Here is a 25,813-nt window from a genome sequence, read left to right on the forward strand (position 1 = left end):
AAGCGTTAAAAACAGTTATCAATATAAAACATGAGAGATTTTTGGGCGGGAATGTGCAAAAATGCGCTATATCACTTTTTGTGTGGGAATAAAAAGGAGAAAACTTGATGAGTACCGACCTGAAATTTTCGTTGATTACTACGCTGATTGTTCTGGGCGTGATTGTCGCAGGTGGATTAACGGCCGCTCTGCACTGATTTCCTCTCTTCTGAGGGTGGGCGTCTCCTCTATTCTATCCCTCTCTAAAACGCAGAAGGCGTACCTTCTGCGTACTCAGACTTATGCGGCGAGATTTTTCGCAACAAATTCCCAGTTAACCAGCGCCCAGAAATGCTCCAGATAGTTTGGACGGGCGTTGCGGTAGTCGATGTAATACGCGTGTTCCCACACATCAACCGTCAGCAACGGCGTTGCATCCGTAGTCAGCGGCGTACCGGCATTTGAGGTAGAAACGATAGCCAGTTTGCCATCAGCGCTTTTTACCAGCCATGTCCATCCGGAACCAAAGTTTTTGATAGCGGCATCGGTGAACTGCGCTTTAAATTCCGCGAAGCTGCCAAAAGATGCCGCGATAGCATCAGCCAGTTTCCCGGTCGGTTCGCCGCCAGCGTTTGGCGCCAGGCAGTTCCAGTAGAAGGTGTGGTTCCACACCTGAGCGGCGTTATTAAAGATGCCGCCTTCGGAGGCGCGCACGATCTCTTCCAGCGATTTGCCTTCAAATGCCGTGCCTTTGATCAAATTGTTAAGATTGGTCACGTAAGTCTGATGATGTTTGCCATAGTGATATTCCAGCGTCTCAGCAGAAATATGCGGCGCCAGAGCATCTTTGGCATACGGTAATGCAGGTAATTCGAACGACATTGCTTCTCTCCTTATTATTAATATTGCGCACGCACAATAACCCTGGTGCGCGTAAGGATAGGGTAGCAAATTGAGAGGTGGCGCAAAAGAAGAAGTTATCCTGTCGTTAAACGACAGGATAAAATATTAGCGAATTGTTTTAGGCGTCATCACCCGGCGGGCGCCGACATAATGACGTTGCCAGTATTCTTCGTTCAGTGAGGTGATCTGAATTTCCTGACCGCTGCGCGGGGACTGAATAAACTTACCGTTGCCGACATAGACGCCAACGTGATCGGCGGTGCCGCGCCCCTGCGTACGGAAGAACACCAGATCGCCGTTTTTCAACTCGCTACGCTCAATGGGCGCCGCGTCACGCAGGTGATACATCTCATTCGCCGTTCGGGGGATACGGATCTTCACTAAATCTTTATAGGCATAATAAACCAGACCGCTGCAATCAAAACCGGTGCGCGGCGACGCGCCTCCCCAGTGATACGGTTTACCAATCTGGTTCATGAGTTTGGACATCGCGGTTTTCGTCGCTTTTTGTACTTTTGCACGATGCGCATCGGCAATAGAGACCGGCAATGTTCCTTTCCCCTTCACGCAGTGCGGCTTACGGCCTTTACGCGTCGTGCATTTTTCCGTTACGTCGAGGGCGGCGATTGACGTGGGCGCGGTTCTGTTACGACGATGCGTCGTATGACGAGATTTTGTGGAGGCGGTGGTACGTTTTGGCGTAGAAGCGGAAGAAGAACGGCTGGTTTTTGAGTTTTTTTTTACGTTTTTTTTGCTGGTTTTACTGATCTTTTTCGTTGTGCTTTTCTTTTTATCTGCCGTTTTCGTGACATGAGAAACAGCAGGCGTCGCTTTGGCTTGCCTGGAAGCATGGGCCATTGGCGTAAAGGGGAGAGTAGTAAAAAGTAAAGCACAGAGCGTGATCGAGATTTTGTTTATCCGCGCCACTGAGCAATCCTCTGTTAAAGGCAGGCGATTCATGCCTGCGTATGATTTACAAAACCTGATAATTCTAATCTACAAAAGCACAGATTGGTAATTGCTTTTGGTTTCTGAAGCTGTGTTTCGTTAACAGATGTAAAAAAATAGCAATTAATGCTAAACACGAACGCGTTATCTACAAATCACTGCGCGGCAACCCGCTTAAAAGATATTTTGTATACAACTTATTCCCGCAGACGGTAAAATAATAAGGCATGATGAAAATGTTATTTTCCGTTGCCAGCCTGACCCGTTACAATGACAGGCTTCGGTCGTAAAAGTAGTTTAAGGAAGCGAGACAATGAGCACCACTATCGAAAAAATTCAGCGCCAGATCGCTGAAAACCCGATTCTCCTGTATATGAAGGGTTCACCGAAACTGCCAAGCTGTGGTTTCTCTGCGCAGGCCGTTCAGGCGCTTTCAGCCTGCGGGGAACGTTTTGCCTATGTTGATATCCTGCAAAACCCGGATATTCGCGCTGAATTACCGAAATACGCCAACTGGCCGACATTCCCACAACTGTGGGTGGACGGCGAGCTGGTCGGCGGGTGTGATATTGTGATTGAAATGTATCAGCGTGGTGAGCTGCAGCAGCTTATTAAAGAAACTGCGGCAAAATATAAAACTCAGGAGCCGGACGCAGAGTAATCTGTGAAAGGGGAAAGCGACCTGTAAAGGTCGCTTTTTTACTGCCATAGAAAGCAAGAGCGGCGTTGTTAGCCTCGTTATTTGTCCGTCGACAAAGGTAACGGCCAGCCGCCCAGGCGCTTCCAGCGATTGACAATTTCACAAAACAGCACCGCTGTCCGCTCGGTATCATACAAAGCGGAGTGGGCCTTTTCACCGTCAAACTCCATACCTGCCGCCAGGCACGCTTTTGATAACACCGTTTGTCCCAGCGCCAGTCCGCTCAATGCCGCAGTATCAAAGGTGACGAACGGATGAAACGGGTTACGTTTCAGCGAGGCGCGCTCTGCGGCGGCCATCATAAAACTGTGATCAAAAGTGGCGTTATGCGCGACCATAATGGCGCGGCTACAACCGCTGTCTTTGATACCTTTACGCACCATTTTGAAAATAGCGTGTAGCGCCTCATATTCACTCACCGCGCCGCGTAGCGGGTTAGAGGGATCGATACCGTTAAACGCAAGCGCTTCCGGCTGTAAGTTGGCTCCAGCGAACGGCTCCACATGGAAATGCAGCGTCGTGTCCGGCATCAGCCAGCCTTGTTCATCCATTTTCAGCGTGATGGCGGCGATTTCGAGCAGCGCATCGGTTTTAGCGTTAAATCCTGCAGTTTCAACGTCGATGACGACAGGATAAAAACCACGAAAACGGTCGCACAGACCGGAAAGTTGAGCGTTATCGGACATCTGAGTCTCTTAATACGAAAAAATGCAGCGCGTATTATGGCAAATTTTACGCCGGGATGCAGTAAAACAACGGGCGCAGTGACCTGCGCCCGGCGGGGGATCAGTTACCCAGACCGCGGCCTGCGTCTTTAGCTTCAATCAATTCGATTTTATAGCCATCCGGATCTTCAACGAAGGCGATGATGGTCGAACCGCCTTTTACCGGCCCCGCTTCACGGGTCACGTTGCCGCCGTTCTGACGAATGCGTTCACAGGCTTCAGCAGCATTGTCAACGCTCAGCGCGATGTGCCCATACGCATTGCCCATGTCGTAGCTCTCAACGCCCCAGTTATAGGTTAGTTCGATGACCGCTTCTTCCGTTTCCGGACCATATCCCACAAAGGCCAGCGAGTATTTGTATTCCGGATTCTCACTGGTACGCAGCAATTTCATGCCCAGAACGTTAGTGTAAAAAGCGATGGAACGCTGCAAATCGCCGACGCGCAGCATAGTATGCAATAAACGCATTTTCGTTGTCCTTAAAATAGTCAAGATATTCAAAGTATAGCGGCGATGTGAGGCCGCTATCAATGAAATTACAGAGTAGGGTAGTCAGTGTAGCCTTCCGCGCCGCCGCCATAAAAGCTTTCGGGACGCTGTGGATTAAGTTCCGCTTTACGTTGCAGACGCGCTACCAGATCCGGGTTAGCGATGTAATCGCGACCAAACGCCACGGCGTCAATCAGCCCTTTTTCGATCAGATCTTCCGCTTTTTCTGGCGTATAGGCGCCAGCGCCGATGATGGGACCGTGGAAACGCGCGCGCACTTTTTCACGGAATGCGTCGCTGTACGGTTCTCCGCCCGCCCAGTCTGGTTCAGACATATGCAGATAAGCAATGCCGCGTTTGCCTAACGCTTCAATCAGATAAAGGGCGTCAGCTTCTTCATTCGGGCCGTTATCGACATTCTGGAAAGTGCCGACAGGAGAAAGGCGGATGCCGATACGGTCGGCGCCCCATTCCTTAATGCCGGCATCAACCACCTCCAGCACCAGACGGGCGCGATTCTCTACGCTGCCGCCGTACCGATCGGTACGGTGATTAGAAGACGGAGAGAGGAACTGGTGCAGCAGATAACCGTGCGCGGAGTGCAGCTCCACCAGGTCGAAGCCTGCCTCTCGGGCATTGGCGATAGCCTGGCGGAAATCGTTGACGATCCCGGGGATCTCGTGAGTATCCAGCGCGCGCGGCGTGGAAGTTTCTACGCGGATGGCCTGGCCGTTTTCGTCACGCAAAGAGGTGCGAGTTCCCGCATTGATAGCGGATGGCGCAACGGGCGCTTGTCCGCCTGGTTGCAGGCTGGCGTGTGAAATACGGCCCGTATGCCACAGTTGCACCGCCATATGGCCGCCCTGAGCATGAACTCCCTGAGTGATTTTTTTCCAGGCGGCGATCTGCTCATCGCTGTGTAATCCCGGTGCGCCGGCATAGCCTTTCGCCTGTGCGGAGATTTGTGTGGCTTCGCTGATGATCAATCCGGCGCTGGCGCGTTGACGGTAATATTCCGCCATTAACGGCGTAGGAATGTCGCCCGGTTCAATACTCCGCAAACGCGTCAAAGGCGCCATAAATACGCGATTTGTCGCCGTGATGGCACCCACCTTGAGGGGGGTAAACAGTTTTGCTGATGACATAGTGGCTCCTGATATAAGTAGACCGGTCGTCTTGTAATAAAGGAAATAAAAACGCCTGTTACTGCTCAGGCGTTGCAATGATGGTCTTAACATGCGCCAACGCATTTTCCAGCGGCGCGGCGCTACGGGATATTTTGGCCTGCAAATTGGCGCCCAGCCACAGGGCATAAAGTACCTGCGCCTGTGGCAACGGCTGGCCGGTGAAATGTAAACAGTGGCTATTACGGCCATCTTCCAGCGCGCGTGCAAGCAGTGCCATGATCTCCTGCGCCCCTTTATCCATCGTAGAGCGCATATCCTCCGACAGATCGCAGACCTCCGCTGACAGTTTCACCGTCAGGCAACCGCTAATGGCGCCTTGCTGGCAAAACTGCTTTAACGTTTCCTGATACCAGGCGAGAAGACGATCGCGATGATTACCGGGACCGGAGGTGAAGTGCGCCGTAAGACGCTGATGATAGCAGGCGTAATGTCGCTCAAGCATGGCGACGCCGAAGGCTTCTTTCGAGCGAAAGTAGTGATAAAACGACCCTTTAGGCACCTGGGCGGTTTTGAGCAATTCGCTAAGCCCCATGCCGGTAAAACCCCGTTGCATACAAAGCTGCTCGCCGGTGGCCAGCAGATGTTCGCGGGTATCATGTTCGGTTTGCTTATTCATAGCAGGCAGTATAGTAGACCAGTCGGTCTACTGCAAGCAGAGTTGCCATAATGTCAGTTAGCGTCTTCAATAGTCATAAGCGTCAAACGTTGAGGAGGGGATGTGGCCGAGCAGTTGGAGTTTTTTCCTGTAGCAAGCCCATGTCGCGGTATCTGCCAGTCTGATGAGCGTGGCTTTTGTCGGGGCTGTATGCGCAGCCGCGACGAACGGTTTAACTGGCAAAAAATGAGCGATGCCGAGAAACAAAATGTACTGCGGCTTTGTCGCCAGCGTTTCTTGCGTAAAATACGCGCAAATAAGCCTCTCCCATCGGAAGATCCTCAACAACCTTCACTCTTTTAAACGCGGAATTGCGTATACTCAACCTCATTATTCTCTATGAGGAATCTGTTATGGTTCAGCGTGTCACCATCGCTCCACAAGGCCCGGAGTTTTCGCGTTTTGTCATGGGTTACTGGCGTTTGATGGACTGGAATATGTCCGCGCGTCAGTTAGTGAGTTTTATCGAAGAACATCTGGATTTGGGCGTCACTACCGTTGACCATGCGGACATTTATAGCGGTTATCAGTGCGAAGCGGCGTTTGGCGAGGCGCTAACGCTGGCGCCGCATTTGCGGGAAAAACTGCAAATCGTTACCAAATGCGGTATTGCGACCACCGCCAGAGCGGAAAATAGGCTCGGTCATTATATTACCGATCGCCGCCATATTATTCTGAGCGCCGAACAGTCATTAAAAAATCTGGCGACAGATTATCTGGATATGTTGTTAATTCACCGTCCCGATCCGTTAATGGATGCGGATGACGTCGCCGAGGCGTTTCAACATCTGCACCAAAGCGGCAAAGTGCGCCATTTTGGCGTTTCTAATTTTACGCCAGCGCAATTTACGTTGCTGCAATCGCGCCTGCCGTTCACCCTTGCGACCAACCAGGTGGAGATCTCGCCGGTTCATCAGCCTTTGTTGCTGGACGGCACATTAGATCAATTACAGCAACTGCGTATTCGTCCGATGGCCTGGTCATGTCTTGGCGGCGGTCGGCTGTTTAATGATGAGGCTTATCAGCCGTTGCGCCAGGAACTTTCCGTTATCGCGCAAGAACTCAACGCCAGTTCTATTGAACAGGTGGTCTATGCCTGGATTTTACGTTTGCCGTCGCAGCCGCTGCCGATTATTGGCTCGGGTAAAATCGAACGCGTACGCGCCGCACTAGAAGCGGAAATGCTGTCATTGTCGCGTCAACAGTGGTTCCGAATCCGCAAGGCGGCACTGGGTTATGACGTGCCGTAATCGCCAACTCGTTGACTTTCCGTTCATGTTTTCGCCAGTGGTTTACACTTAACAGGCGACCACATGTAACGGAGGTTTTATGAAGCGATTAAGTTTAGCGATAGTAACGCTGTTGGCCTGTGCGGGTGCGCAGGCCGCCAGCGAGAAAGTAGAGATGAACCTGGTGACGGCGCAAGGCGTAGGACAGTCTATCGGCACCGTCGTCATCGATGAAACCGAAGGCGGCTTAAAATTTACCCCACACCTTAAAGCGTTGCCGCCGGGCGAGCATGGTTTTCACATTCATGCCAACGGTAGCTGCCAGCCCGCGATTAAAGACGGCAAAGCGGTTGCCGCAGAAGCCGCTGGTGGTCATCTGGACCCACAAAATACCGGCAAGCATGAAGGACCGGAAGGCCAGGGGCATCTGGGCGACCTCCCGGTGTTAGTCGTTAATAATGATGGTATCGCCACCGAACCGGTTACTGCGCCGCGTCTGAAGTCTCTTGATGAAGTGAAAGATAAAGCGCTCATGATCCATGTGGGCGGCGATAACATGTCCGATCAGCCGAAACCGCTCGGCGGCGGCGGAATGCGTTACGCCTGCGGCGTCATTAAATAACCTGGAGCCAGCGTTCCCTGTGCTGGAGCCTGTTCCAGCTGCGACAGCGAACAGTGTAAACGCCAGATAATCGCCGCCAGCTCATGCGCGGCGGGTTGATGATGATGTGCGAGCGTGTCGCAGATACGCTGTAGTTCCTGTAGCGTGACGGCAAGCGGGCGTTGCTGCACGCCGCGCTCGCTCATCACATCGCGCAGCAGGGATATACAAATATCCCGCACCCGGGAAAGCGGATCGGAACGCGACTCCCAGGCGCGCAGCTGCCACACCACATGCGAGCAGTTCAGCAGTACCACTCCCCAACGTAATAACCACCGGCGCGCCAGCGCATCCTGGCTATTGCTGAGCTGACTGACGTGATGATAGGTCAGCGACTCAAACTCGCTTTCGCTATGGGAAGGGTGACGGCTAAGCTGATCGACGAAATCCCGGCGTAGCGCGCGGATATGGCGGCGGCTTTTTACGGCATCGGAACCGGGGCGCAAAATCGCAAACGCCAGCCAGGAAATCGCGACGCCGACGATCTTGGCGGTATTATCGTTAAGGAAGTCGGCGAAGTCGTACACCGGCGGATTGGTCACGGCGATGAATGAGCCCATAAAAACGATAAGCTGCCCCCACAGTCCCGCCAGCTTAGGCATCTGCAGTTTAAGCAGTTGCATCGTGACGAACAGCGGAAAAAGGAAAAGCAAGAATTGCCACAGATCGGTGATTTGCACCATCAGGCCAAATTTCACCACGAAGCTGAATAAGGACAGCAGCACTAAAGTACGCATCAATAAGGTGAGCGACTTAAACGGCGTGGCGACGATGGAGTAGAGGACGCAACTGATCGCCGCCAGGGTTAATGCGCCGGGCCCGGATTCCCATTGCGCACCAATACTCCAGGCGCCAATTACCGTGAGCGTGCAAAAGGTACGCACGCCGCTCCAGATGGCCTCTGCGTTATCCGTATGCCGCGCAAGGCCGGGAGTGCGGCGGATATGGATTTGATCCACCGGCGCGCCGCTTTCGATCAGATATAACTGACGGCTGCTGCGCAGATATAAGTGGCAAAAATAGCGTAATCGCTGCCAGAACGCGAGGTGACGATAATCCTGTTCATCCTGCGGGCGTAGCGGCGCAATAATCCGCGCCACGGTGTAGCTGTCCGCGCGCGGTTTCGCTAGCGCGGCTAAGAGTTGTTCAATAACTTCGCGGCTGTTTTCCGGCGGCGTCGGCCAGTTTAAAAGCATTCTACGCAGACTGGAGATCACGCTGGTTAGCCGTAATTGCTGGTGTAACAATGCATTTAGCAATGCATTCTGGCGGCGAAAACGGTAGTGACTCCAGAAGGCCTGAATACGCAGCAGGTTCATGGTCAGGATTTGCCCAATCACGCCCTCATGCGCGGAGCGGATAGCGTCGGTAGTCTCCGGCTGCCACAGTAGACTGGCATGTTCCAGCAAGCGCGCATGCATGTTTTTCAACGCGGTGAGCAGGGCAGTGCCATCCGATGTGCTGGGTAGGATCATCATCATCATGCCGCCACAGAGGATGCCGACGATAACTTCACATACACGTGCCTGGGCGATATCCCACAACTGCGTGATTTCTACAATATTAACCATCGGGAACGCGATGATCGCCGCCGTGTAGCCGGACAACTGGAAAGCATAAGCGACATTATTGGTAAAATGCGCGCAGGCCCAGGTACAAAAACCGATCCAGGCGGCCATGCTAAATAAGAACAACCAGGGTTCATTCAGCGTATGGCCGGCAATAATCAACGCGGCGGTCGCGCCGAGTAAACTCCCGGCAATACGCCCCAGACTTTTACTGATTACGCCGCCTACGGTCGGAAAGCTCACCACTGCGGCCGAAGTCATCGCCCAGTAGGGCTCATCCAGATTGAGATAATAAGCGAATGTCAGCGCGAGACACATGGCAATGGTATTGCGCAACGCGTAACGCCACTGGCCGGAGGTCGCTTTAAACCAGGGCGTATTTCGCAGGGCCGGCAGGGAGAGTTTCATTACCGCTGTCCAATGGCTACGCTGCAGGTAGTGCCGGAGACGAGCGTGATATCCTGCGGCAAAGCGTCAAATTCGATACGTACCGGTACGCGTTGCGCCAGACGTACCCACGGTACGTTGGGTTTGATATCGGGCACTAAACCAGAGTCACTTTCCACGCTTTGGTCGTAAATAGCGCGCCCGATACTGCCAACGTGACCCTGTAACTTAATATTGCCACTATACAGTGTTATTAATGCAGGCTCACCTTCGCGGATATGGCGTAGTTTGGTTTCTTCGAAATATCCCATTACATAAAATGAGTGGCTATCTACCAGGGCGAAAAGTGGCTTACCGGTGCTGGCATAATCACCGGTACGCGTGGAAAGGTTGGTCACCCAGCCGGATACCGGCGCTTTTACTTCCGTCTGGCTAAGCTGCCACTGCGCCTGTTTTAACGTTGCCAGTGCGACATCTACGTTGGCCTGCATCGCTTTAACATTCAGATTGGCGCTATCCAGATCTTCAGCAGAGATGTAGTTACGCGATAAATGTCGACGTCGATCGGCTTCATTATTCGCTTTTGCCAGATCGGACTGCGCTTTGGCCAACTGCGCCTGCGCGTTAAGTTCTGCAATATGGAAGGGCGTTTTATCAATGACAAAGAGAACGTCCCCGGCGTTGACGAACTGATTATCTTTGATATTGAGTTGGGTAATGCTGCCAGAAACCTGTGGCGTTACGCTGACCTGTTCCGCGCGGATTTTACCATCGCGCGTCCACGGTGACTGCATATAGTAATTCCATAACCACCACGCGGCCAGAACGGCGACGACGGCGACAATGAGAGTAGAAAAATATTTTATTGTTTTTAACGACATATTTACCACGCGATCAGTAAAACGAGGCCCAGACATACGCACAGCGTAAAGAGGGAGAGATCCATTAACAGGGGATGCCAGATTTCATCAGAGTATATCCGGTCACGCAGGAGTCGGTGAATAAACAACCAGATAACGAACCCAAGCGCAAAGGCTTTAAAGAATGGCGGAAAGTAAACAGATGCTCCCAACATGAGATCTTGTAAGGGCAATCCTGTGGCGTTGAGTATACACTTCACAAGCAATGTTCCTTTGCGTCAGACATCGATGCTTTAGTTTTAGCCAAAACCGAAGCTACAGGTGCCAGGTGCGCACTATGTCTGAAAAAATGTCTATTGGTAAGCAAATTTAGCAATACATTTGTTTTGAGAATACAAATACTGCACACTATTCTAAAATCAGCATAATAACTTAGCAAGCTAATTATAAGGAGATGAAATTGGAATCGCCACTAGGTTCTGATCTGGCACGGTTGGTGCGCATTTGGCGTGCTCTGATTGACCATCGCCTCAAGCCTCTGGAATTGACGCAGACACATTGGGTCACGTTGCACAATATTCATCAATTGCCGCCTGACCAGTCGCAGATTCAATTGGCTAAAGCGATAGGCATTGAGCAGCCATCGCTGGTACGCACGTTGGATCAACTTGAAGATAAGGGGCTAATTTCGCGGCAAACCTGCGCCAGCGATCGTCGCGCTAAGCGGATTAAACTGACCGAAAAAGCGGAGCCGCTGATCGCTGAGATGGAAGAGGTCATTCATAAAACGCGCGGTGAAATTTTGGCTGGGATTTCTTCAGAGGAGATTGAGCTTCTGATTAAACTTGTCGCTAAACTTGAACACAACATTATGGAATTGCACTCTCACGATTGAGGTGCAGGGGCATACGTGTGGCCATGTGACCACACGTAAAGCCTGGTTTAGCGTGGAGAGACAGTAACCTGGCTGCCGTTGCTGGCCAGCACGACACGCTGACCTGCCGAGAAACGCGTATTTCCTTGTTTCTGCACAACCATAATGGTGTTGCCATCGTCTTTACGAATTTCCAGTTCCACACCCTGGGTTTTATTCATTGCGCTCTGGACGCCCTGGCCCGCTACGCCACCAGCCACCGCGCCTGCCGCGGTCGCCAGTGAACGACCCGTACCGCCGCCGATAGTGTTGCCGAGGAATCCGCCCAACACCGCGCCGCCGATAGCGCCAATCACGTTAGAATCATCACCGCCCTGAATTTGAACCGGACGAACGTTAACGATAGTACCGTACGTTACATTCTGAACTTGTTTAGCCTCGGATGCGGTATAAACATCACCCGAAAGGCTATCATTGTTAACACACCCAGCTAAGGATAACCCCATCAGTGAAACGGCCAGTACACGTTTAATCATTTACCCATCTCCTGTTCTTCACGAAACGCTATTTCAGCATCCCTATAGCTAAATTATATGGCATTTATGCAGTTAAGGTCATATCTTCTGCCGAAAGAATGTAAAAATCATAATCAGAAGTTAATTAACTAATCTTAAACGAAGTGGGAAGCAAGAAAAGATAGGTTATTGATATCCGTGGACGGCACGGCAAAAAACGTGACGCGGGCATCGCATTGCAAAATACGTTATGCCGAGTGTTAAGGCTTAACCCAGCTTAATAAGGAAGAGGTATGAAATCGGGCCGTTTTATTGGCGTTATGTCCGGAACCAGCCTTGATGGCGTGGATGTTGTACTGGCGGCAATTGATGAAACCATGGTTGCGCAACAGGCAAGTCTCACCTGGCCCATTCCCGTTCATCTGAAAAAAGGCATTCTCGATATTTGCCAGGGACAACCGCTTACGCTCTCGCAACTCGGCCAGCTGGATACCCAGTTAGGCCGGCTTTTTGCACAGGCGGTTAATGCGCTGTTAGCGCAACAACGTTTGCAGCCGCGGGATATCGTCGCCATTGGTTGTCATGGGCAAACGGTCTGGCATGAGCCGACCGGCGAGGCCCCGCATACGCTGCAAATTGGCGATAATAATCACATCGTCGCCCATACGGGGATTACAGTGGTCGGCGATTTTCGGCGGCGGGATATTGCGCTGGGCGGACAAGGCGCGCCGCTGGTGCCTGCTTTCCATCACGCGCTGTTGGGACATCCGACGGAAAAACGTATGGTCCTGAATATCGGCGGCATCGCCAATTTATCTCTGCTTTTCCCGGGACAGGCGGTGCGCGGGTACGACACGGGGCCGGGTAATATGTTGATGGATGCGTGGATTTGGCGACAATGCGCGCAGCCCTACGACAAAGACGCGGCATGGGCGAAAGAAGGTCAGGTTATTCTTCCATTGCTGCAAAAGATGTTGCGCGATCCGTACTTTGCTGCGTCGGCGCCCAAAAGTACAGGACGCGAATATTTCAACTATGGCTGGTTAGAGCGTCATCTTACGGCTTTCCCTGGCGCAGACGCGCGCGATGTACAGGCCACGCTGGCGGAGCTGACGGCGGTCTCCATCGCCCAACAGGTGCTGCTCAATGGCGGCTGCGAGCGGCTGATGGTCTGTGGCGGCGGAAGCCGGAATCCGTTAGTGATGGCCCGTCTGGCGGCGCTGTTGCCCGGTATCGAGGTTTCGACCACCGATAAGGCGGGGATCAGCGGCGATGATATGGAAGCGCTGGCCTTTGCATGGCTTGCCTGGCGAACGCTCGCGGGCCTGCCGGGAAATTTACCTTCCGTGACGGGGGCTACAGAAGCCAGTGTTTTAGGCGCTATTTACCCGGCTAACCCAATAACTCAGAGTTAACTGAATTTTTCCCGGACCCTATATCGGTAAACTAGCAAGGTCAGGAAGGGGCGTTTGCCCTTCCAGAAGCAGGAGAGCTTTCGGGATATGCCTATGAAAAAGATCGCAATAATGTGTTTACCTGTGCTGCTGACCGGCTGTAGCGTTTATCAACAATTTGTTGAACGTATGCAAACGGATACGCTGGAATACCAGTGTGATGAGAAGCCGCTTACCGTTAAAGTCAATAACCCGCGTGAAGAGGTCAGTTTTGTCTATGACAATAAGCTGCTGACCCTGAAGCAAGGAATCTCGGCCTCGGGCGCGCGTTATACCGACGGGATTTATGTTTTCTGGTCGCAAGGCGAGAGCGCCACGGTCTATAAACGAGACAGAATTGTGCTTAATAACTGTCAGTTACAAAATCCGAAGCGTTGAGATTTTCAGTATGGGGGCGCACAATAGCGCCACCCACTGATTATTTCTGATCAACGCCATGTCTGATAACGACCAATTGCAGCAGATCGCGCATCTGCGCCGTGAATACACGAAAGGCGGCTTGCGTCGCCGCGATTTACCCGCTGAACCGTTAACCTTATTTGAGCGCTGGCTTGGGCAAGCGTGCGACGCCAGACTGGCCGATCCGACGGCAATGGTCGTGGCGACCGTAGATGACAAGGGGCAACCGTACCAGCGTATTGTATTGCTCAAGCATTATGATGAAAAAGGCCTGGTCTTTTATACCAACCTGGGAAGCCGCAAGGCGCATCAAATTGAGCACAATCCGCGTATCAGTCTGTTATTTCCCTGGCATATGCTTGAACGCCAGGTGATGGTGACAGGCAAAGCCGAGCGTCTCTCCACACTTGAGGTGGTGAGGTATTTCCACAGCCGTCCGCGCGACAGCCAGATTGGCGCATGGGTCTCTAAACAATCCAGCCGCATTTCCGCGCGCGGTATCCTCGAAAGCAAATTCCTGGAGCTCAAGCAGAAATTTCAACAGGGCGAAGTGCCGTTACCCAGCTTCTGGGGCGGTTTTCGCGTGAGTATCGAACAGATGGAGTTCTGGCAGGGCGGCGAACATCGTCTGCACGATCGCTTTTTGTACCAACGCGACGACGGCGCATGGAAAATCGACCGTCTTGCGCCCTAAAGATGCAAAAATCTTGTTTTAAGCACTGGTGCGGATGAATCCGCCGTTTTATGCTATGTCTCTTTCGCGTCTGGCGAAAAGTCGTGTACCGGCAAAGGTGCAGTCGTTTTATACATGGAGATTTTGATGGCAAGCAGTAACTTGATTAAACAATTGCAAGAGCGGGGGCTGGTAGCCCAGGTGACGGACGAAGACGCGTTGGCAGAGCGACTGGCGCAAGGCCCGATCGCGCTCTATTGCGGCTTCGATCCTACCGCTGACAGCTTGCATTTGGGGCATCTGGTTCCATTGTTATGCCTGAAACGCTTCCAGCAGGCAGGGCACAAACCTGTTGCGCTGGTAGGCGGCGCGACCGGTCTGATTGGCGACCCGAGCTTCAAAGCCGCCGAGCGTAAACTGAACACTGAAGAGACCGTTCAGGAGTGGGTGGCGAAAATTCGTAAACAGGTTGCCCCATTCCTGGACTTTGATTGCGGCGAAAACTCCGCCATCGCGGCCAATAACTATGACTGGTTCGGCAGCATGAATGTGCTGACTTTCCTGCGCGATATCGGTAAACATTTTTCCGTTAATCAGATGATCAACAAAGAAGCGGTGAAGCAGCGTCTGAACCGTGACGATCAGGGTATCTCTTTCACGGAGTTCTCTTATAACCTGCTACAGGGGTACGACTTCGCTTGTCTGAATAAACTGCACGGCGTTGCCTTACAGATTGGCGGTTCTGACCAGTGGGGGAACATCACTTCCGGTATCGACCTGACCCGTCGCCTGCACCAGAATCAGGTATTTGGTTTGACCGTTCCGCTGATCACCAAAGCTGACGGCACGAAATTCGGTAAAACCGAAGGCGGCGCTGTCTGGCTGGATCCGAAGAAAACCAGTCCGTACAAATTCTACCAGTTCTGGATTAACACCGCAGATGCCGATGTTTATCGCTTCCTGAAATTCTTCACTTTTATGGACATTGAAGAGATCAATGCCCTGGAAGAAGAAGATAAAAACAGCGGTAAAGCGCCGCGCGCGCAGTATGTGCTGGCCGAGCAGGTGACGCGCCTGGTTCATGGTGAAGAGGGGCTGGTTGCGGCGAAACGGATCACTGAATGCCTGTTCAGCGGTTCACTGAGCGCGCTGAGCGAAGCTGACTTTGAGCAGTTGGCGCAGGACGGCGTACCGATGGTTGAAATGGAAAAAGGCGCCGACCTGATGCAGGCGCTGGTAGACGCCGAACTCCAGCCGTCGCGTGGTCAGGCGCGTAAGACTATCGCCTCCAACGCTGTCACTATCAATGGTGAAAAACAATCCGATCCTGAATACATCTTTAACGATGAGGACCGTCTGTTTGGCCGCTATACCTTATTACGTCGCGGCAAAAAGAACTATTGTCTGATTTGCTGGAAATAAGGCATTAAGTAACAGGGAGTGAGAAATCACTCCCTTATTTTTGATGTTCAGGTAAAAAAATGAAGAATATCCTCGCTATCCAGTCCCATGTTGTTTTCGGACATGCGGGCAACAGCGCCGCCGAATTTCCCATGCGCCGTCTTGGCGCGAATGTTTGGCCGCTGAATACCGTTCAGTTTTCTAACCACACGCAATATGGTAAATGGACCGGCTGTGTCATGCCGCCCAGCCATCTGACTGAGATTGTCCAGGGGATTGCGGACATTGGCCAGTTAGCGCACTGCGACGCCGTACTTAGCGGTTACCTGGGATCTGCCGAACAGGGAGAACACATTCTCGGTATTGTGCGCCAGGTTAAAGCAGCAAATCCGCAGGCAAAATATTTCTGCGATCCCGTGATGGGGCATCCGGAAAAGGGCTGTATCGTGGCGCCTGGCGTCGCAGAGTTCCATGTGCGTTATGCGCTACCCGCCAGCGATATTATCGCGCCTAACCTGATTGAACTGGAAATTCTCAGCAAACATAGCGTGAATAATGTGGATGACGCCGTGCAGGCGGCGCGCGAACTGATTGCTCAGGGGCCAGAAATTGTACTGGTAAAACATCTCGCCCGCGCCGGTTACAGTTCAGAACGCTTTGAAATGCTGCTGGTGACAGCGCAGGAAGCCTGGCATATTAGCCGTCCGCTGGTGGATTTCGGCTCACGTCAGCCGGTTGGCGTTGGCGATGTCACCAGTGGTTTATTGCTGGTCAAACTTTTGCAGGGCGCGACGTTGCAGCAGGCGCTGGAGCACGTTACGGCGGCAGTCTATGAGATTATGATCGCCACCAAAACGATGCAGGAGTACGAACTGCAGGTCGTGGCGGCCCAGGACAGGATCGCTAACCCTGAACATTACTTCAGCGCAACGCGGCTGTAATTATTGCTGCTAAAAAGAGGCCGGATGGCGGTACAGCGAGCTATCCGGCAACATGACATTAATTCAGTCCTTCCGCTTTAAGCGCTGCCGCAACGGTCGGTCTTTTTGCGACACGCTGCATATAACTTTCAATATGCGTTAACCCGTCCATATTCAGTTTTACGCCATAGGCCCAACGCAATACGGTAAACAGATAAGCGTCTGCAATGGTAAAACGCTGGCCGCAAATCCACTGGTCGTCTGAAAGCGACTCATCCACATACTGCAATTTCTTTTCCAGACCGGCGCGAACGGCGGGTTTGAGTGTTTCCGGCGTGTCAGGGCGGAACAGCGGGGTAAAGCCTTTATGCAGTTCCGTTGCAATATAGTTGAGCCATTCCAGCGTATGATAGCGAGCAAGACTACTTACCGGCGCCAGAAGCTGGCGGTCGGGAACGCTGTCGGCGAGGTACTGCATAATGGCGACGCCTTCAGTCAACAGTGTGCCGTCATCCAGCAGCAGAGCCGGAACCTGTCCTTTAGGGTTGACTGCCAGGTAATCATCACCGTTTTCCAGGCGTTTTTTTGCGAGATCGACGCCATCAAGCGTAAAGTCTTTGCCAATTTCGCGCAGGGTAATATGGGAAGCAAGAGAGCAGGCACCCGGTTTGTAGAACAGTTTCATCGGTAACTCCTTTTTGCTGAGGTTTAAAGTATGGTAGTGCGGGGACGAGCAAAAAAAAAGCCGCTAACGCACAGTTAGCGGCCTGAATGTTGTTTCCCGGAAAATTAAACTGTAGCGGCTTTAGAGCCTTTTTCAGCGGTATCATCGTCCTGGGTCATACGGTTCAGCTTAGGCGCTGTCAGCAGCATCAGGACGGCGATAACGGCGGTTGCTATGCCAATCTGCATAAATACGCGACCATAGACTTCCAGGGACATCAGTGGGTCAGTCACGTCGCTCGGCACAGCCATCAGGTTGGCGACATAACCGCCGATGATGTTAGCGCCTGCCGTTGTCAGGAACCAGCTACCCATGATGAAACCCATCAGACGCTGCGGAACCAACTGTGCGACCATTGCCAGTCCCAGACCGGAGATCATCAGCTCACCGATACTTTGCAGGCCGTAGCTTGCGATCAGCCAGTTTACGGATACGATGCCGGCATCGTTCGCAAATTTGGCGCCCAGCGGCAGAATCAGGAACGCGCCGGAACACAGCACCATACCAATGGCGAATTTCATCGGCATCGGCAGCGTATCGCCCATCCTGTTATAGATAGCGGCCAGAATCGGGCTGCCGATAATGATCCAGAATGGGTTCAGCGCCTGATACTGTTCCGGTTCGAACGCGATACCGAGAATAGAGTGCTCGACGTTACGAATGGCAAAGAAGTTCAGCGACGTCGGCATCTGGCTGTACAGTACGAAGAAGATAATCGCCTGCAGCATCAAAATAAAGGCGACGATCATTTTACGGCGAGCCGCGCCGTGCATGGAAAACGCTTCTTTACCGAAGATAATGACGATGCCAAGAGCGATTACGCCCAGCACCATACGCGCGATATCCTGGTTGTGCAGCAGCCAGGTGGCGACCGCAATCAGAACGACAATACCCACGATTGTCAGCAGCAGATTACGGAAGTTGATCGGTTCAAAGTCGGGTTTGGAACCGTAGCTTTTCACCCAGCGCTGGCAGAAAGCAAAGTTAACGACGGTTATCAGCATACCGACGACGCTAAGCGCAAACGCGGTGCTCCAGCCATAACGCGCCGCCAGCCACGGCGTCGCCAGCATAGAGAAGAAGGAGCCGATGTTGACGGACATATAATACATCGTAAATGCGCCGTCGAGACGCGGATCGTCCTTCGCGTAACAGGTAGACAGCAGGGAAGACGGGTTAGCTTTAAACAGACCGTTACCCACAGCGATAGCCGCCATGCCCATATAGACGATGCCAGCGTCATGACCAGACCATGCGACCAGCGCATAACCGATAGCAAGCACCACGGCACCCAGCATAATAACGCGTTTGGTGCCCAGAATTTTATCACCTAACCAACCGCCAATGGCGACCAGGCCGTACACCAGCGCACTGAAGGAAGAGAAAAGGGTGATGGAATCCGCTTCTGACATACCCAGTTGTTTTACCAGGTAGACGGCCATAATGCCTTGCAGGCCGTAATAACCAAAACGCTCCCATAACTCTATCGAGAAGATGAGATAGAACGCCTTCGGTTGTTTGAAAGCGTTCAAACTGACGCTTTCAGTTGGTTTTTTGTTTGCAGTAGACACTTTTACCTCTTTTTTACGCCCCGTATTAACAGGGATTGTCTGGCGCGTGATGAGTCAGACTCATCCGTCCGATTGTTATATTGGAGGGGAAACGGCAGGTAATGTTCACTATCTTTCCTCTCCAGACAAGAGCTTTGTAATAATCTGTTACATATAACTCTTCTGGTTGAATCGTCCGATGTCAGAAATGTTATCCAGCGTTAAATTTCTTCATTTGAAGAATGGCAGATTTTTACACTGCAAAAAGGCCATTAGCTTGGGTGAAAGGCGATATCTTCTGCTATTTAAGGTGAAAAGCAGTGATATAGGCCATTATCTGAAAAAATGGCAGAGTAATGTTTTGTAGTGAAAACGGGGCGTCAGTCTATCCGGTTGTAAATGTAACCTTAGGTGTCATTAAATTTTACATGAAGTTATCAAAGTGATCCTGATCACGGATAGATAGAAATTTTTGCGATTAAAAAAATGATTAACCTGACGTGGAGTGAAAACGAAAGCACATTACATCAGAAAAAGGACAGAGACTGGAATGATTGATGGCTAAAATAGATCCAGGCCGAAGGTGGGAGCGCGCTGGCGTGACGGACGCACTCCGACCATATCAAATATCGACTTTTTCTTTGTATTCGCAAAGATCTTCAATGAGGCAGGAGCCGCAGCGGGGTTTTCGGGCGATACAGGTATAGCGGCCATGCAAAATTAACCAGTGATGGCAGTCCACTTTGAACTCATTCGGCACCACTTTCAGCAACTTCTCTTCTACCTGCTCGACATTTTTACCCGGCGCGAACTGTGTTCGGTTGCATACACGAAATATATGCGTATCAACGGCGATGGTCGGCCAGCCGAAGGCGGTATTTAGTACTACGTTAGCGGTTTTACGCCCCACGCCGGGAAGCGCTTCCAGCGCCGCCCGATCCTCCGGCACTTCGCCATTATGCTTGTCCAGTAAAATACGGCAGGTCTTAATCACGTTTTCCGCTTTACTGTTAAATAAACCGATGGTTTTGATATAGGATTTCACGCCTTCTACGCCCAGTTCCAGCATCGCGGCTGGCGTATTGGCGACCGGGTAAAGTTTGGCGGTAGCCTTGTTCACGCTGACGTCGGTTGCCTGCGCGGAAAGCAACACGGCAATCAGCAACTCAAACGGCGACGTGAAATTGAGTTCCGTTGTGGGGTGCGGATTGTTGTCGCGCAGGCGCGTCAGAATTTCCAGCCTTTTTGCTTTGTTCATCAGACTTTCCCTGTTTCACCTGCCGGAACTGCGGAAGGCGCGGTTTCGGCGCGGCGTTTCTTCATTTTTTCATCAATAAGATATTTTACCGCCAGCATGAGTCCCAGGCCGATAAACGCGCCTGGCGGCAGCATCGCCAGCAGGAAAGGCGAGTCGGTGTGAAATATCTCGACCCGTAATACTTTTGCCCAGCCTCCCAGCAGGCTATCCGCGCCATCGAAAAGCGTACCATTCCCGAGGATCTCGCGCAGCGAACCCAGCACGAACATCGCGCCTGTCGCGCCCATGCCGATGGAAAAACCGTCCAACGCGGAAAGCCACGGTCCTTTTTTCGCGGCAAACGCTTCGGCGCGACCAACAACAATGCAGTTCGTTACAATCAGAGGAATAAAAATCCCTAAAGACTGATACAAACCGAACGCATACGCATTGATCAGCATCTGTACTGCGCTTACCACCGAGGCAATGATCATGACGTAAATCGGGATACGGATTTCTGCCGGCGTCCAGCGACGTAGTGCGGACACCGTAAGGTTGGTCAGCGTTAATACCAGCGTTGTGGCCAGACCCAGCCCCAGAGCGTTGGTTGCCGTAGACGTCACCGCCAGTAAAGGGCACAGGCCAAGTAGCTGCACCAGAGCAGAGTTATTTTTCCATAACCCCTGAACAACAATGTCTTTTATTTCGCTCATGGTTATTCTCCACAGGCGGTTAAATGGGGGAGCTGAGCGGGCAGTGATTCGGCGTACAGCCCGGCGCGTTTAACCGCATTCACCACGGCGCGCGGCGTTATTGTCGCCCCGGTAAATTGATCAAAATCACCGCCATCTTTTTTCACCGCCCAGTGCGTATCATTTTCACCACTGATGGTTTTACCGCTAAAGTGGGTAATCCAGTCAGACAAACGGCGCTCAATTTTATCACCTAACCCTGGCGTCTCATGATGTTCCGTCACACGCGTCCCCAGGACGGTACCGTTGAAATCTGCGCCAACAATAAGCTGGATAGCGCCGGAATAGCCATCTGGGGCGGTGGCCTCAATGATGGCCGCTACGGGTTTATCATCCTTGCGAGCGATAAAAACACGGTGTGTGCCTTTGCCGAGGGCGGGCGCATCGACCAGATAACAGCTCTCTTGCAGATTATTATTGTAACGATCTGGCGGCAATACCTGATCGAACAGGGCATGCTGTTGTTGCAGCGCTTGTTCGTGGATGGTTGATTTTGTCATCTGATTAATCACCGCGGTCAATCCCGTAGAACCTGCGGCAAAAAGCGCCAGCGTAATACCGTGTTTACGAATCGTTTTCAGCATGGTTTATCCTTTGCGATGTCCATAGACGCGGGGGCGCGTGTAGTAGTCGATCAGAGGAACCGTGATATTCGCCAACAGGACAGCAAAAGCAACGCCGTCCGGATAGCCGCCGAAGCTACGAATCAGCCACACTAATACCCCAGCCAGCGCGCCGAAAATTAAACGTCCACGGTTGGTCGTGGAGGCGGTAACCGGATCCGTCAAGATAAAAAATGCGCCCAGCATGGTGGCGCCTGACAGCAGATGAAGCTGCGGCGAGGCCAGCGTAGCGGGCGAGAAAAGCCAGCCTAACGCGGCGCATAACGCCAGCGTCAGCAGAAAACTGACCGGGATATGCCAGCGGATAGCTTTTTGCCACAGCAGGAATACGCCGCCGACAAGCCAGGCGAGGTTAACCCACTGCCAGCCCACGCCAGCCAGCGCGCCGCTGTATATCGGGTACTGCATGATTTGCTCAACGGAGTGCCCGGCGCGCAAGGACGTTTTAAATGTATCCAGCGGCGTTGCCTGGCTGATACCGTCAATACCGATACGTAGCAGCGTCATATCGCCGCCGCTGGCGGTATGCCCGGTAAAAATCATCCGCAACGTGTCCAGCATATCGGGCGTTATTGCGGCTATTTCATAAGGCGGCAACCAGCTTGTCATTTGCACCGGAAAGGAAATTAATAGCACCACGTAACCGATCATGGCCGGATTAAAGGGGTTTTGTCCCAGCCCGCCATATAACTGTTTAGCGATAATAATGGCGAATCCGGTTCCCAGCACGACCATCCACCAGGGCGCAAGCGGAGGGATGCTGACCGCCAGCAAAAGCCCCGTCAATAACGCGGAATAATCCTGCAGGTGACTGGCGACCGATTGTTTGCGCAGCCTGAGGACAATGGCTTCTGCGACGAGCGCCGTGATAGCAGCCAGAACGATCTGGAAAAGCGTTCCCCAACCAAAAAACCACGTCTGCGCGGCAATCCCCGGCAGAGCGGCGATTACTACCAGCAACATGATTCGCGATGTCTGGCGCTGGTTATGGGTATAAGGCGAGCTTGCGATTCTGAATACCATTTAATCCTCGTTAACAACCTGCTGCTGTGCTGCTTTTTTTGCCTGAACGCGGGCGATAGCCGCAGCAACCGCGGCTTTACGCGGGTCGGCCGGTTCGGCAGGTTCGCTTCCGGCCTGCTGCTCCTGTTTACGAGCTTTGGCGCGGGCGATGGCCGCTTCCACCGCGGCTTTACGCGGATCGACCGGTTCGGCAGGTTCGCTTCCGGCCTGCTGCTCCTGCTTACGGGCTTTGGCGCGGGCGATAGCCGCTTCCACCGCGGCTTTTCGCGGATCGACCGCTTCGGCAGGTTCGCCTCCGGCCTGCTGCTCCTGCTTGCGGGCTTTGGCGCGGGCGATAGCCGCTTCCACCGCGGCTTTGCGCGGGTCGACCGCTTCGGCAGGTTCGCTTCCGGCCTGCTGCTCCTGTTTGCGGGCTTTGGCGCGGGCGATGGCCGCCTCCACCGCGGCTTTGCGCGGATCGACCGGTTCGGCAGGTTCGCTTCCGGCCTGCTGCTCCTGTTTGCGGGCTTTGGCGCGAGCGATAGCCGCCTCCAATGCGGCTTTACGCGGGTCGCCGCCGGATATCGCGCTGTCAGCCACCGGATGAGCGGCTTGTTTAGCGCGCGCTTGCGCTTTACGCGCTTCACGGGCCGCGATGACGGCGCTATTGTCTGGCAGACTACCCGCCTGAATAACCACCGGTTGCGTGGCCTGCGCCTGTTTCTCTTTTACCCGCGCCAGCGCAGCGGCAATGGCATCCTGATCTTTTGCCGCTGGTTGTACCGCTGCGCTCTTATGACGTGCAAGGCGGGCGGCTTTTTCGCGCTCCAGTCTTGCCTGACGAGCCTCAAAACGTGCTTTGGCTTCGGCGGCGCGTTTTTCTTCAAGCCTGATCGCATTAATCTCCGCTTTTTCCTGACGGAAATATTGGACGAGCGGAATATTACTCGGGCAGACCCAGGCGCAGGCGCCGCATTCTATACAATCAGCAATATGGTGAGCGGTAGCCTTGTCATGCTGCTGCCCTTTGCTGAACCAATAAAGCTGCTGCGGTAAAAGGTCGGCAGGGCAAGCGTCAGCGCAAGCGCTGCAACGAATACAGCTTTTCTCTTCCTGAGGCGCCCCCATTTCAGTCACGGATGGCGCCAGCAGGCAGTTGGTGATTTTTACGACCGGTACGTCAAGCCAGGGAAGGGTGAATCCCATCAACGGGCCGCCCATGATGACCATCTGGTCAGCGGAAGGGCAGAACCCGGCATCGTTAAGCAAATGACGAACGGGAGTGCCGAGCCGCGCCCAGACGTTACCCGGACGGCTTACCGCTTCACCCGTTAAGGTGACAACGCGTTCTGTGATCGGTTCGCCGTCAATCACGGCGCGTTTAACGGCATACGCCGTACCGACGTTTTGCATCAGCACGCCAATATCAGAGGAGCGCCCGCCGTGGGGAACCTGTTTTCCCGTCAGTATTTGGGTGAGCTGTTTTGCGCCGCCGGAAGGGTATTTGGTTGGGATCACACGTAACGAAATATCGTGGGCGTCAGCCAGTACGGCGCGCAGCATGGAAATAGCCTGCGGTTTGTTATCTTCAATGCCGATTAATACCTCACGCGGTTGCAGAATATGCGCCAGGATGCGAATACCTTCCACAATCTGCGCGGCGCAGTCCTGCATCAGACGATCGTCCGCCGTAATGTAAGGTTCGCACTCTGCGGCATTGATAATAAGCGTGGTGATTTTATCGCCGCCGCCCTGCAATTTAACGCCGGTGGGAAACCCTGCGCCGCCAAGCCCGGCAACGCCATACTGATGAATGCGTTCAATGAGCGCTTCACGGCTGTGGGCGCGGTAATCAGACCAGCCCTCGCGTTCAATCCAGCGGTCCTCGCCGTCGGCATCAATGATGACGCTTAACTCCGCCAGCGCCGAAGGATGTGCCGTCGAGTGGGGGGCAATAGCGATAACCGTCCCGGAGGTGGGCGCGTGTACCGGCAGCATTCTCCCACGTCCACGGGTAAGCGCCTGGCCGCGTAGCACGCGATCGCCGACGCTAACGCACAGCTCGCCCTCAGCGCCAATGTGCTGTTTTAAAGGGATAACAAAGCGCGGCGCTAAAGGCACTTGGCGCAGCGGCGTGCCGTTTGACTGGGACTTCATTTCGGGCGGATGAATACCACCGTCGAAATCCCAGATTTTATCTTTTCTGAAAGCGGAAAATAGTTTAAGCATGTTGTTCCACGGGAATGATGCGAACGGGAATGGTGTTCAAATCCCATTTCCAACTGTCGGGCGTCTCATTCACCGGACGTAATTCGATGCAGTGCGTCGGACACGGATCGACGCACAGATTACAGCCAGTACAGAGATCGCTCATGACCGTGTGCATGGCGCGCGTTGCGCCAACGATGGCGTCAACCGGGCAGGCCTGAATGCATTTTGTGCAGCCAATGCAGTTATTTTCATCAATAACTGCCAGCATACGTACTGGCGCAGCCTGCTGTTCTTCACCATCGCATGGCTGCGGCTCTACGTTTAGCAACTCTGCCATTTTCAGCATGACGGCTTCGCCGCCGGGCGCGCAACGATTGATTTTCTCGCCCTGGAGACCCACGGCTTCGGCGTAGGGGCGACAGCCGGGATAGCCGCACTGACCACACTGACTCTGCGGCAAAATCGCATCGATTTTTTCAACAACCGGATCATCTTCAACCGCGAATCGGCGGGAGGCATAACCCAGAATGGCGCCGAACACCAGACCCAGAAGGGTCAGGGCGCCAACGGCAATCCAGATAGTATTCATTACAACTTCACCAAACCACTAAAGCCCATAAAGGCCAAAGACATTAATCCTGCGGTAATCAATGCTATCGCGTTACCACGAAAAGGGGCGGGCACATCCGCCACGGCAAGGCGTTCGCGGATGGCGGCAAACAGAACCATCACTAATGAAAAGCCGACGGCGGCGGAAAATCCGTACAGCGCCGACTGAAGAAAGTGATGACCGAGATTAATATTCAGTAACGCTACGCCCAGAACCGCACAGTTAGTGGTAATCAGTGGTAAGAAGATGCCTAACAAGCGGTATAACGCCGGGCTGGTTTTCCGCACAACCATTTCGGTAAATTGCACGACCACAGCAATGACGAGGATAAAGGCCAGCGTCCGCAGATAAATCAGATCCAGCGGAATAAGTATCCAGGTGTCGATAAGCCAGGCGCATATCGACGCCAGCGTCATGACAAAGGTCGTCGCGAGGCCCATCCCCATGGCGGTTTCCAGTTTTTTGGATACGCCCATAAAGGGACAAAGGCCCAGGAATTTGACCAGTACAAAGTTATTGACCAGTACAGTTCCGACAAAGAGCAGCAGGTAATCAGTCATGTTTCGGCCTGAAATA

30 protein-coding genes are annotated in these 25,813 nt (G+C 53.0%); 11 read left to right on the top strand and 19 right to left on the bottom strand.

Annotation, left to right across the window (positions count from 1 at the left end):
- Nucleotides 1-107: 107 nt before the first annotated feature.
- Complete coding sequence (locus tag ACLJQJ_RS05755) at nt 108-197, top strand: YnhF family membrane protein (protein ID WP_000102277.1); 90 nt, start codon at nt 108-110, stop codon at nt 195-197.
- Between the two features lie 82 nt (nt 198-279).
- Here ACLJQJ_RS05755 and sodB read toward each other — a convergent pair whose 3' ends face one another.
- Nucleotides 280-861 (bottom strand): superoxide dismutase [Fe], encoded by a 582-nt coding sequence (gene sodB / locus ACLJQJ_RS05760; RefSeq protein ID WP_000007294.1) that lies wholly within the window; start codon nt 859-861, stop codon nt 280-282.
- 126 nt (nt 862-987) lie between these two features.
- On the bottom strand, nt 988-1,809 hold the full coding sequence (locus ACLJQJ_RS05765) for a C40 family peptidase (RefSeq protein WP_063809206.1): 822 nt from the start codon (nt 1,807-1,809) through the stop codon (nt 988-990).
- A 334-nt stretch (nt 1,810-2,143) separates the two neighbouring features.
- On the opposite strand from ACLJQJ_RS05765, the gene grxD reads away from it, so the two are divergent.
- A complete protein-coding gene (gene grxD / locus ACLJQJ_RS05770; RefSeq protein ID WP_000108176.1) occupies nt 2,144-2,491 on the top strand; it encodes a monothiol glutaredoxin 4 in 348 nt (115 codons plus the stop codon).
- Nucleotides 2,492-2,568: 77 nt separating this feature from the next.
- On the opposite strand, the gene rnt is transcribed toward grxD, so the two are convergent.
- The 4 genes from rnt to ACLJQJ_RS05790 all read right to left on the bottom strand — a co-directional run bounded on the left by rnt (nt 2,569) and on the right by ACLJQJ_RS05790 (nt 5,548).
- Nucleotides 2,569-3,216 carry a ribonuclease T gene (gene rnt, locus ACLJQJ_RS05775; protein WP_001282273.1) on the bottom strand — a complete coding sequence of 216 codons (648 nt, stop codon included), beginning with the start codon at nt 3,214-3,216 and terminating at the stop codon, nt 2,569-2,571.
- Between the two features lie 100 nt (nt 3,217-3,316).
- Nucleotides 3,317-3,724 (bottom strand): lactoylglutathione lyase, encoded by a 408-nt coding sequence (gene gloA / locus ACLJQJ_RS05780; protein WP_001237787.1) that lies wholly within the window; start codon nt 3,722-3,724, stop codon nt 3,317-3,319.
- A gap of 68 nt (nt 3,725-3,792) precedes the next feature.
- Nucleotides 3,793-4,890 (bottom strand): alkene reductase, encoded by a 1,098-nt coding sequence (locus tag ACLJQJ_RS05785; RefSeq protein ID WP_000092935.1) that lies wholly within the window; start codon nt 4,888-4,890, stop codon nt 3,793-3,795.
- A gap of 58 nt (nt 4,891-4,948) precedes the next feature.
- A complete protein-coding gene (locus tag ACLJQJ_RS05790; protein ID WP_001041823.1) occupies nt 4,949-5,548 on the bottom strand; it encodes a TetR/AcrR family transcriptional regulator in 600 nt (199 codons plus the stop codon).
- Between the two features lie 102 nt (nt 5,549-5,650).
- On the opposite strand from ACLJQJ_RS05790, the gene ACLJQJ_RS05795 reads away from it, so the two are divergent.
- The 3 genes from ACLJQJ_RS05795 (at nt 5,651) to sodC2 (ending at nt 7,438) form a co-directional block, all read left to right on the top strand.
- Nucleotides 5,651-5,890 carry a DUF1289 domain-containing protein gene (locus ACLJQJ_RS05795; RefSeq protein WP_001538148.1) on the top strand — a complete coding sequence of 80 codons (240 nt, stop codon included), beginning with the start codon at nt 5,651-5,653 and terminating at the stop codon, nt 5,888-5,890.
- A gap of 50 nt (nt 5,891-5,940) precedes the next feature.
- Complete coding sequence (locus ACLJQJ_RS05800; RefSeq protein WP_063809207.1) at nt 5,941-6,837, top strand: aldo/keto reductase family oxidoreductase; 897 nt, start codon at nt 5,941-5,943, stop codon at nt 6,835-6,837.
- 79 nt (nt 6,838-6,916) lie between these two features.
- Entirely contained in the window at nt 6,917-7,438 is a 522-nt protein-coding gene (gene sodC2 / locus ACLJQJ_RS05805) for a superoxide dismutase [Cu-Zn] SodC2 (RefSeq protein WP_000826812.1), read from the top strand.
- Here the strand turns inward: sodC2 and ACLJQJ_RS05810 are convergent.
- The 3 genes from ACLJQJ_RS05810 to ACLJQJ_RS05820 are packed head-to-tail and all read right to left on the bottom strand — an operon-like array spanning nt 7,414 to nt 10,552.
- The gene (locus ACLJQJ_RS05810) at nt 7,414-9,453 is read right to left on the bottom strand and encodes an FUSC family protein (protein ID WP_063809208.1); all 2,040 of its coding nucleotides are present in this window, start codon (nt 9,451-9,453) and stop codon (nt 7,414-7,416) included. The genes sodC2 and ACLJQJ_RS05810 overlap by 25 nt on opposite strands.
- Entirely contained in the window at nt 9,453-10,313 is an 861-nt protein-coding gene (locus ACLJQJ_RS05815; protein ID WP_001527784.1) for an HlyD family secretion protein, read from the bottom strand. The genes ACLJQJ_RS05810 and ACLJQJ_RS05815 overlap by 1 nt, the downstream gene beginning before the upstream one ends.
- Before the next feature lie 2 nt (nt 10,314-10,315).
- Complete coding sequence (locus tag ACLJQJ_RS05820) at nt 10,316-10,552, bottom strand: DUF1656 domain-containing protein (protein WP_000649755.1); 237 nt, start codon at nt 10,550-10,552, stop codon at nt 10,316-10,318.
- Between the two features lie 194 nt (nt 10,553-10,746).
- Here ACLJQJ_RS05820 and slyA point away from each other — a divergent pair, with 194 nt between their 5' ends.
- A complete protein-coding gene (gene slyA / locus ACLJQJ_RS05825) occupies nt 10,747-11,187 on the top strand; it encodes a transcriptional regulator SlyA (RefSeq protein ID WP_000764554.1) in 441 nt (146 codons plus the stop codon).
- A gap of 47 nt (nt 11,188-11,234) precedes the next feature.
- Here slyA and slyB read toward each other — a convergent pair whose 3' ends face one another.
- Complete coding sequence (slyB, locus tag ACLJQJ_RS05830; protein WP_000597179.1) at nt 11,235-11,702, bottom strand: outer membrane lipoprotein SlyB; 468 nt, start codon at nt 11,700-11,702, stop codon at nt 11,235-11,237.
- 272 nt (nt 11,703-11,974) lie between these two features.
- Between slyB and anmK the strand changes: the two genes are divergently transcribed.
- The 5 genes from anmK (at nt 11,975) to pdxY (ending at nt 16,549) form a co-directional block, all read left to right on the top strand.
- Entirely contained in the window at nt 11,975-13,096 is a 1,122-nt protein-coding gene (anmK, locus tag ACLJQJ_RS05835) for an anhydro-N-acetylmuramic acid kinase (protein ID WP_000835021.1), read from the top strand.
- A gap of 87 nt (nt 13,097-13,183) precedes the next feature.
- Nucleotides 13,184-13,513, top strand: coding sequence for a C-type lysozyme inhibitor (mliC, locus tag ACLJQJ_RS05840; protein ID WP_001132086.1), 330 nt, complete (start codon nt 13,184-13,186; stop codon nt 13,511-13,513).
- 58 nt (nt 13,514-13,571) lie between these two features.
- Nucleotides 13,572-14,228 carry a pyridoxamine 5'-phosphate oxidase gene (gene pdxH, locus ACLJQJ_RS05845; RefSeq protein WP_001282334.1) on the top strand — a complete coding sequence of 219 codons (657 nt, stop codon included), beginning with the start codon at nt 13,572-13,574 and terminating at the stop codon, nt 14,226-14,228.
- A gap of 126 nt (nt 14,229-14,354) precedes the next feature.
- A complete protein-coding gene (gene tyrS / locus ACLJQJ_RS05850; RefSeq protein WP_000168626.1) occupies nt 14,355-15,629 on the top strand; it encodes a tyrosine--tRNA ligase in 1,275 nt (424 codons plus the stop codon).
- Nucleotides 15,630-15,688: 59 nt separating this feature from the next.
- Nucleotides 15,689-16,549, top strand: coding sequence for a pyridoxal kinase PdxY (pdxY, locus tag ACLJQJ_RS05855; protein WP_000789732.1), 861 nt, complete (start codon nt 15,689-15,691; stop codon nt 16,547-16,549).
- A gap of 58 nt (nt 16,550-16,607) precedes the next feature.
- On the opposite strand, the gene gstA is transcribed toward pdxY, so the two are convergent.
- The 9 genes from gstA to rsxA form a co-directional block, all read right to left on the bottom strand.
- Nucleotides 16,608-17,213, bottom strand: coding sequence for a glutathione transferase GstA (gene gstA / locus ACLJQJ_RS05860; protein WP_000765727.1), 606 nt, complete (start codon nt 17,211-17,213; stop codon nt 16,608-16,610).
- Between the two features lie 104 nt (nt 17,214-17,317).
- Nucleotides 17,318-18,823 (bottom strand): dipeptide/tripeptide permease DtpA, encoded by a 1,506-nt coding sequence (dtpA, locus tag ACLJQJ_RS05865; RefSeq protein WP_000100911.1) that lies wholly within the window; start codon nt 18,821-18,823, stop codon nt 17,318-17,320.
- 601 nt (nt 18,824-19,424) lie between these two features.
- Nucleotides 19,425-20,060: an endonuclease III gene (gene nth / locus ACLJQJ_RS05870; protein ID WP_001030318.1), complete on the bottom strand. Its 636-nt coding sequence runs from the start codon at nt 20,058-20,060 to the stop codon at nt 19,425-19,427.
- Nucleotides 20,060-20,752 carry an electron transport complex subunit E gene (locus tag ACLJQJ_RS05875; protein WP_001289628.1) on the bottom strand — a complete coding sequence of 231 codons (693 nt, stop codon included), beginning with the start codon at nt 20,750-20,752 and terminating at the stop codon, nt 20,060-20,062. The genes nth and ACLJQJ_RS05875 overlap by 1 nt, the downstream gene beginning before the upstream one ends.
- Before the next feature lie 2 nt (nt 20,753-20,754).
- A complete protein-coding gene (gene rsxG, locus ACLJQJ_RS05880) occupies nt 20,755-21,375 on the bottom strand; it encodes an electron transport complex subunit RsxG (protein WP_000920822.1) in 621 nt (206 codons plus the stop codon).
- A 3-nt stretch (nt 21,376-21,378) separates the two neighbouring features.
- Nucleotides 21,379-22,437 (bottom strand): electron transport complex subunit RsxD, encoded by a 1,059-nt coding sequence (gene rsxD / locus ACLJQJ_RS05885; RefSeq protein ID WP_063809209.1) that lies wholly within the window; start codon nt 22,435-22,437, stop codon nt 21,379-21,381.
- Complete coding sequence (rsxC, locus tag ACLJQJ_RS05890) at nt 22,438-24,645, bottom strand: electron transport complex subunit RsxC (protein WP_063809210.1); 2,208 nt, start codon at nt 24,643-24,645, stop codon at nt 22,438-22,440. It lies immediately after the preceding gene.
- Nucleotides 24,638-25,216: an electron transport complex subunit RsxB gene (rsxB, locus tag ACLJQJ_RS05895; protein ID WP_001092600.1), complete on the bottom strand. Its 579-nt coding sequence runs from the start codon at nt 25,214-25,216 to the stop codon at nt 24,638-24,640. The genes rsxC and rsxB overlap by 8 nt, the downstream gene beginning before the upstream one ends.
- Nucleotides 25,216-25,797 carry an electron transport complex subunit RsxA gene (gene rsxA, locus ACLJQJ_RS05900; RefSeq protein ID WP_000133179.1) on the bottom strand — a complete coding sequence of 194 codons (582 nt, stop codon included), beginning with the start codon at nt 25,795-25,797 and terminating at the stop codon, nt 25,216-25,218. The genes rsxB and rsxA overlap by 1 nt, the downstream gene beginning before the upstream one ends.
- Nucleotides 25,798-25,813 lie beyond the last annotated feature (16 nt).

Source organism: Salmonella sp. SAL04202 (assembly GCF_046550775.1).
GTDB classification, from domain to species: domain Bacteria; phylum Pseudomonadota; class Gammaproteobacteria; order Enterobacterales; family Enterobacteriaceae; genus Salmonella; species Salmonella enterica.

Coding starts and splice junctions, on each gene's coding strand:
- ACLJQJ_RS05755 (WP_000102277.1), top strand. CDS start 108: ATGAGTACCGACCTGAAATTTTCGTTGATTACTACGCTGATTGTTCTG.
- sodB (WP_000007294.1), bottom strand. CDS start 861: ATGTCGTTCGAATTACCTGCATTACCGTATGCCAAAGATGCTCTGGCG.
- grxD (WP_000108176.1), top strand. CDS start 2,144: ATGAGCACCACTATCGAAAAAATTCAGCGCCAGATCGCTGAAAACCCG.
- rnt (WP_001282273.1), bottom strand. CDS start 3,216: ATGTCCGATAACGCTCAACTTTCCGGTCTGTGCGACCGTTTTCGTGGT.
- gloA (WP_001237787.1), bottom strand. CDS start 3,724: ATGCGTTTATTGCATACTATGCTGCGCGTCGGCGATTTGCAGCGTTCC.
- ACLJQJ_RS05785 (WP_000092935.1), bottom strand. CDS start 4,890: ATGTCATCAGCAAAACTGTTTACCCCCCTCAAGGTGGGTGCCATCACG.
- ACLJQJ_RS05790 (WP_001041823.1), bottom strand. CDS start 5,548: ATGAATAAGCAAACCGAACATGATACCCGCGAACATCTGCTGGCCACC.
- ACLJQJ_RS05800 (WP_063809207.1), top strand. CDS start 5,941: ATGGTTCAGCGTGTCACCATCGCTCCACAAGGCCCGGAGTTTTCGCGT.
- sodC2 (WP_000826812.1), top strand. CDS start 6,917: ATGAAGCGATTAAGTTTAGCGATAGTAACGCTGTTGGCCTGTGCGGGT.
- ACLJQJ_RS05810 (WP_063809208.1), bottom strand. CDS start 9,453: ATGAAACTCTCCCTGCCGGCCCTGCGAAATACGCCCTGGTTTAAAGCG.
- ACLJQJ_RS05815 (WP_001527784.1), bottom strand. CDS start 10,313: ATGTCGTTAAAAACAATAAAATATTTTTCTACTCTCATTGTCGCCGTC.
- slyA (WP_000764554.1), top strand. CDS start 10,747: ATGAAATTGGAATCGCCACTAGGTTCTGATCTGGCACGGTTGGTGCGC.
- slyB (WP_000597179.1), bottom strand. CDS start 11,702: ATGATTAAACGTGTACTGGCCGTTTCACTGATGGGGTTATCCTTAGCT.
- anmK (WP_000835021.1), top strand. CDS start 11,975: ATGAAATCGGGCCGTTTTATTGGCGTTATGTCCGGAACCAGCCTTGAT.
- mliC (WP_001132086.1), top strand. CDS start 13,184: ATGCCTATGAAAAAGATCGCAATAATGTGTTTACCTGTGCTGCTGACC.
- pdxH (WP_001282334.1), top strand. CDS start 13,572: ATGTCTGATAACGACCAATTGCAGCAGATCGCGCATCTGCGCCGTGAA.
- tyrS (WP_000168626.1), top strand. CDS start 14,355: ATGGCAAGCAGTAACTTGATTAAACAATTGCAAGAGCGGGGGCTGGTA.
- pdxY (WP_000789732.1), top strand. CDS start 15,689: ATGAAGAATATCCTCGCTATCCAGTCCCATGTTGTTTTCGGACATGCG.
- gstA (WP_000765727.1), bottom strand. CDS start 17,213: ATGAAACTGTTCTACAAACCGGGTGCCTGCTCTCTTGCTTCCCATATT.
- nth (WP_001030318.1), bottom strand. CDS start 20,060: ATGAACAAAGCAAAAAGGCTGGAAATTCTGACGCGCCTGCGCGACAAC.
- ACLJQJ_RS05875 (WP_001289628.1), bottom strand. CDS start 20,752: ATGAGCGAAATAAAAGACATTGTTGTTCAGGGGTTATGGAAAAATAAC.
- rsxG (WP_000920822.1), bottom strand. CDS start 21,375: ATGCTGAAAACGATTCGTAAACACGGTATTACGCTGGCGCTTTTTGCC.
- rsxD (WP_063809209.1), bottom strand. CDS start 22,437: ATGGTATTCAGAATCGCAAGCTCGCCTTATACCCATAACCAGCGCCAG.
- rsxC (WP_063809210.1), bottom strand. CDS start 24,645: ATGCTTAAACTATTTTCCGCTTTCAGAAAAGATAAAATCTGGGATTTC.
- rsxB (WP_001092600.1), bottom strand. CDS start 25,216: ATGAATACTATCTGGATTGCCGTTGGCGCCCTGACCCTTCTGGGTCTG.
- rsxA (WP_000133179.1), bottom strand. CDS start 25,797: ATGACTGATTACCTGCTGCTCTTTGTCGGAACTGTACTGGTCAATAAC.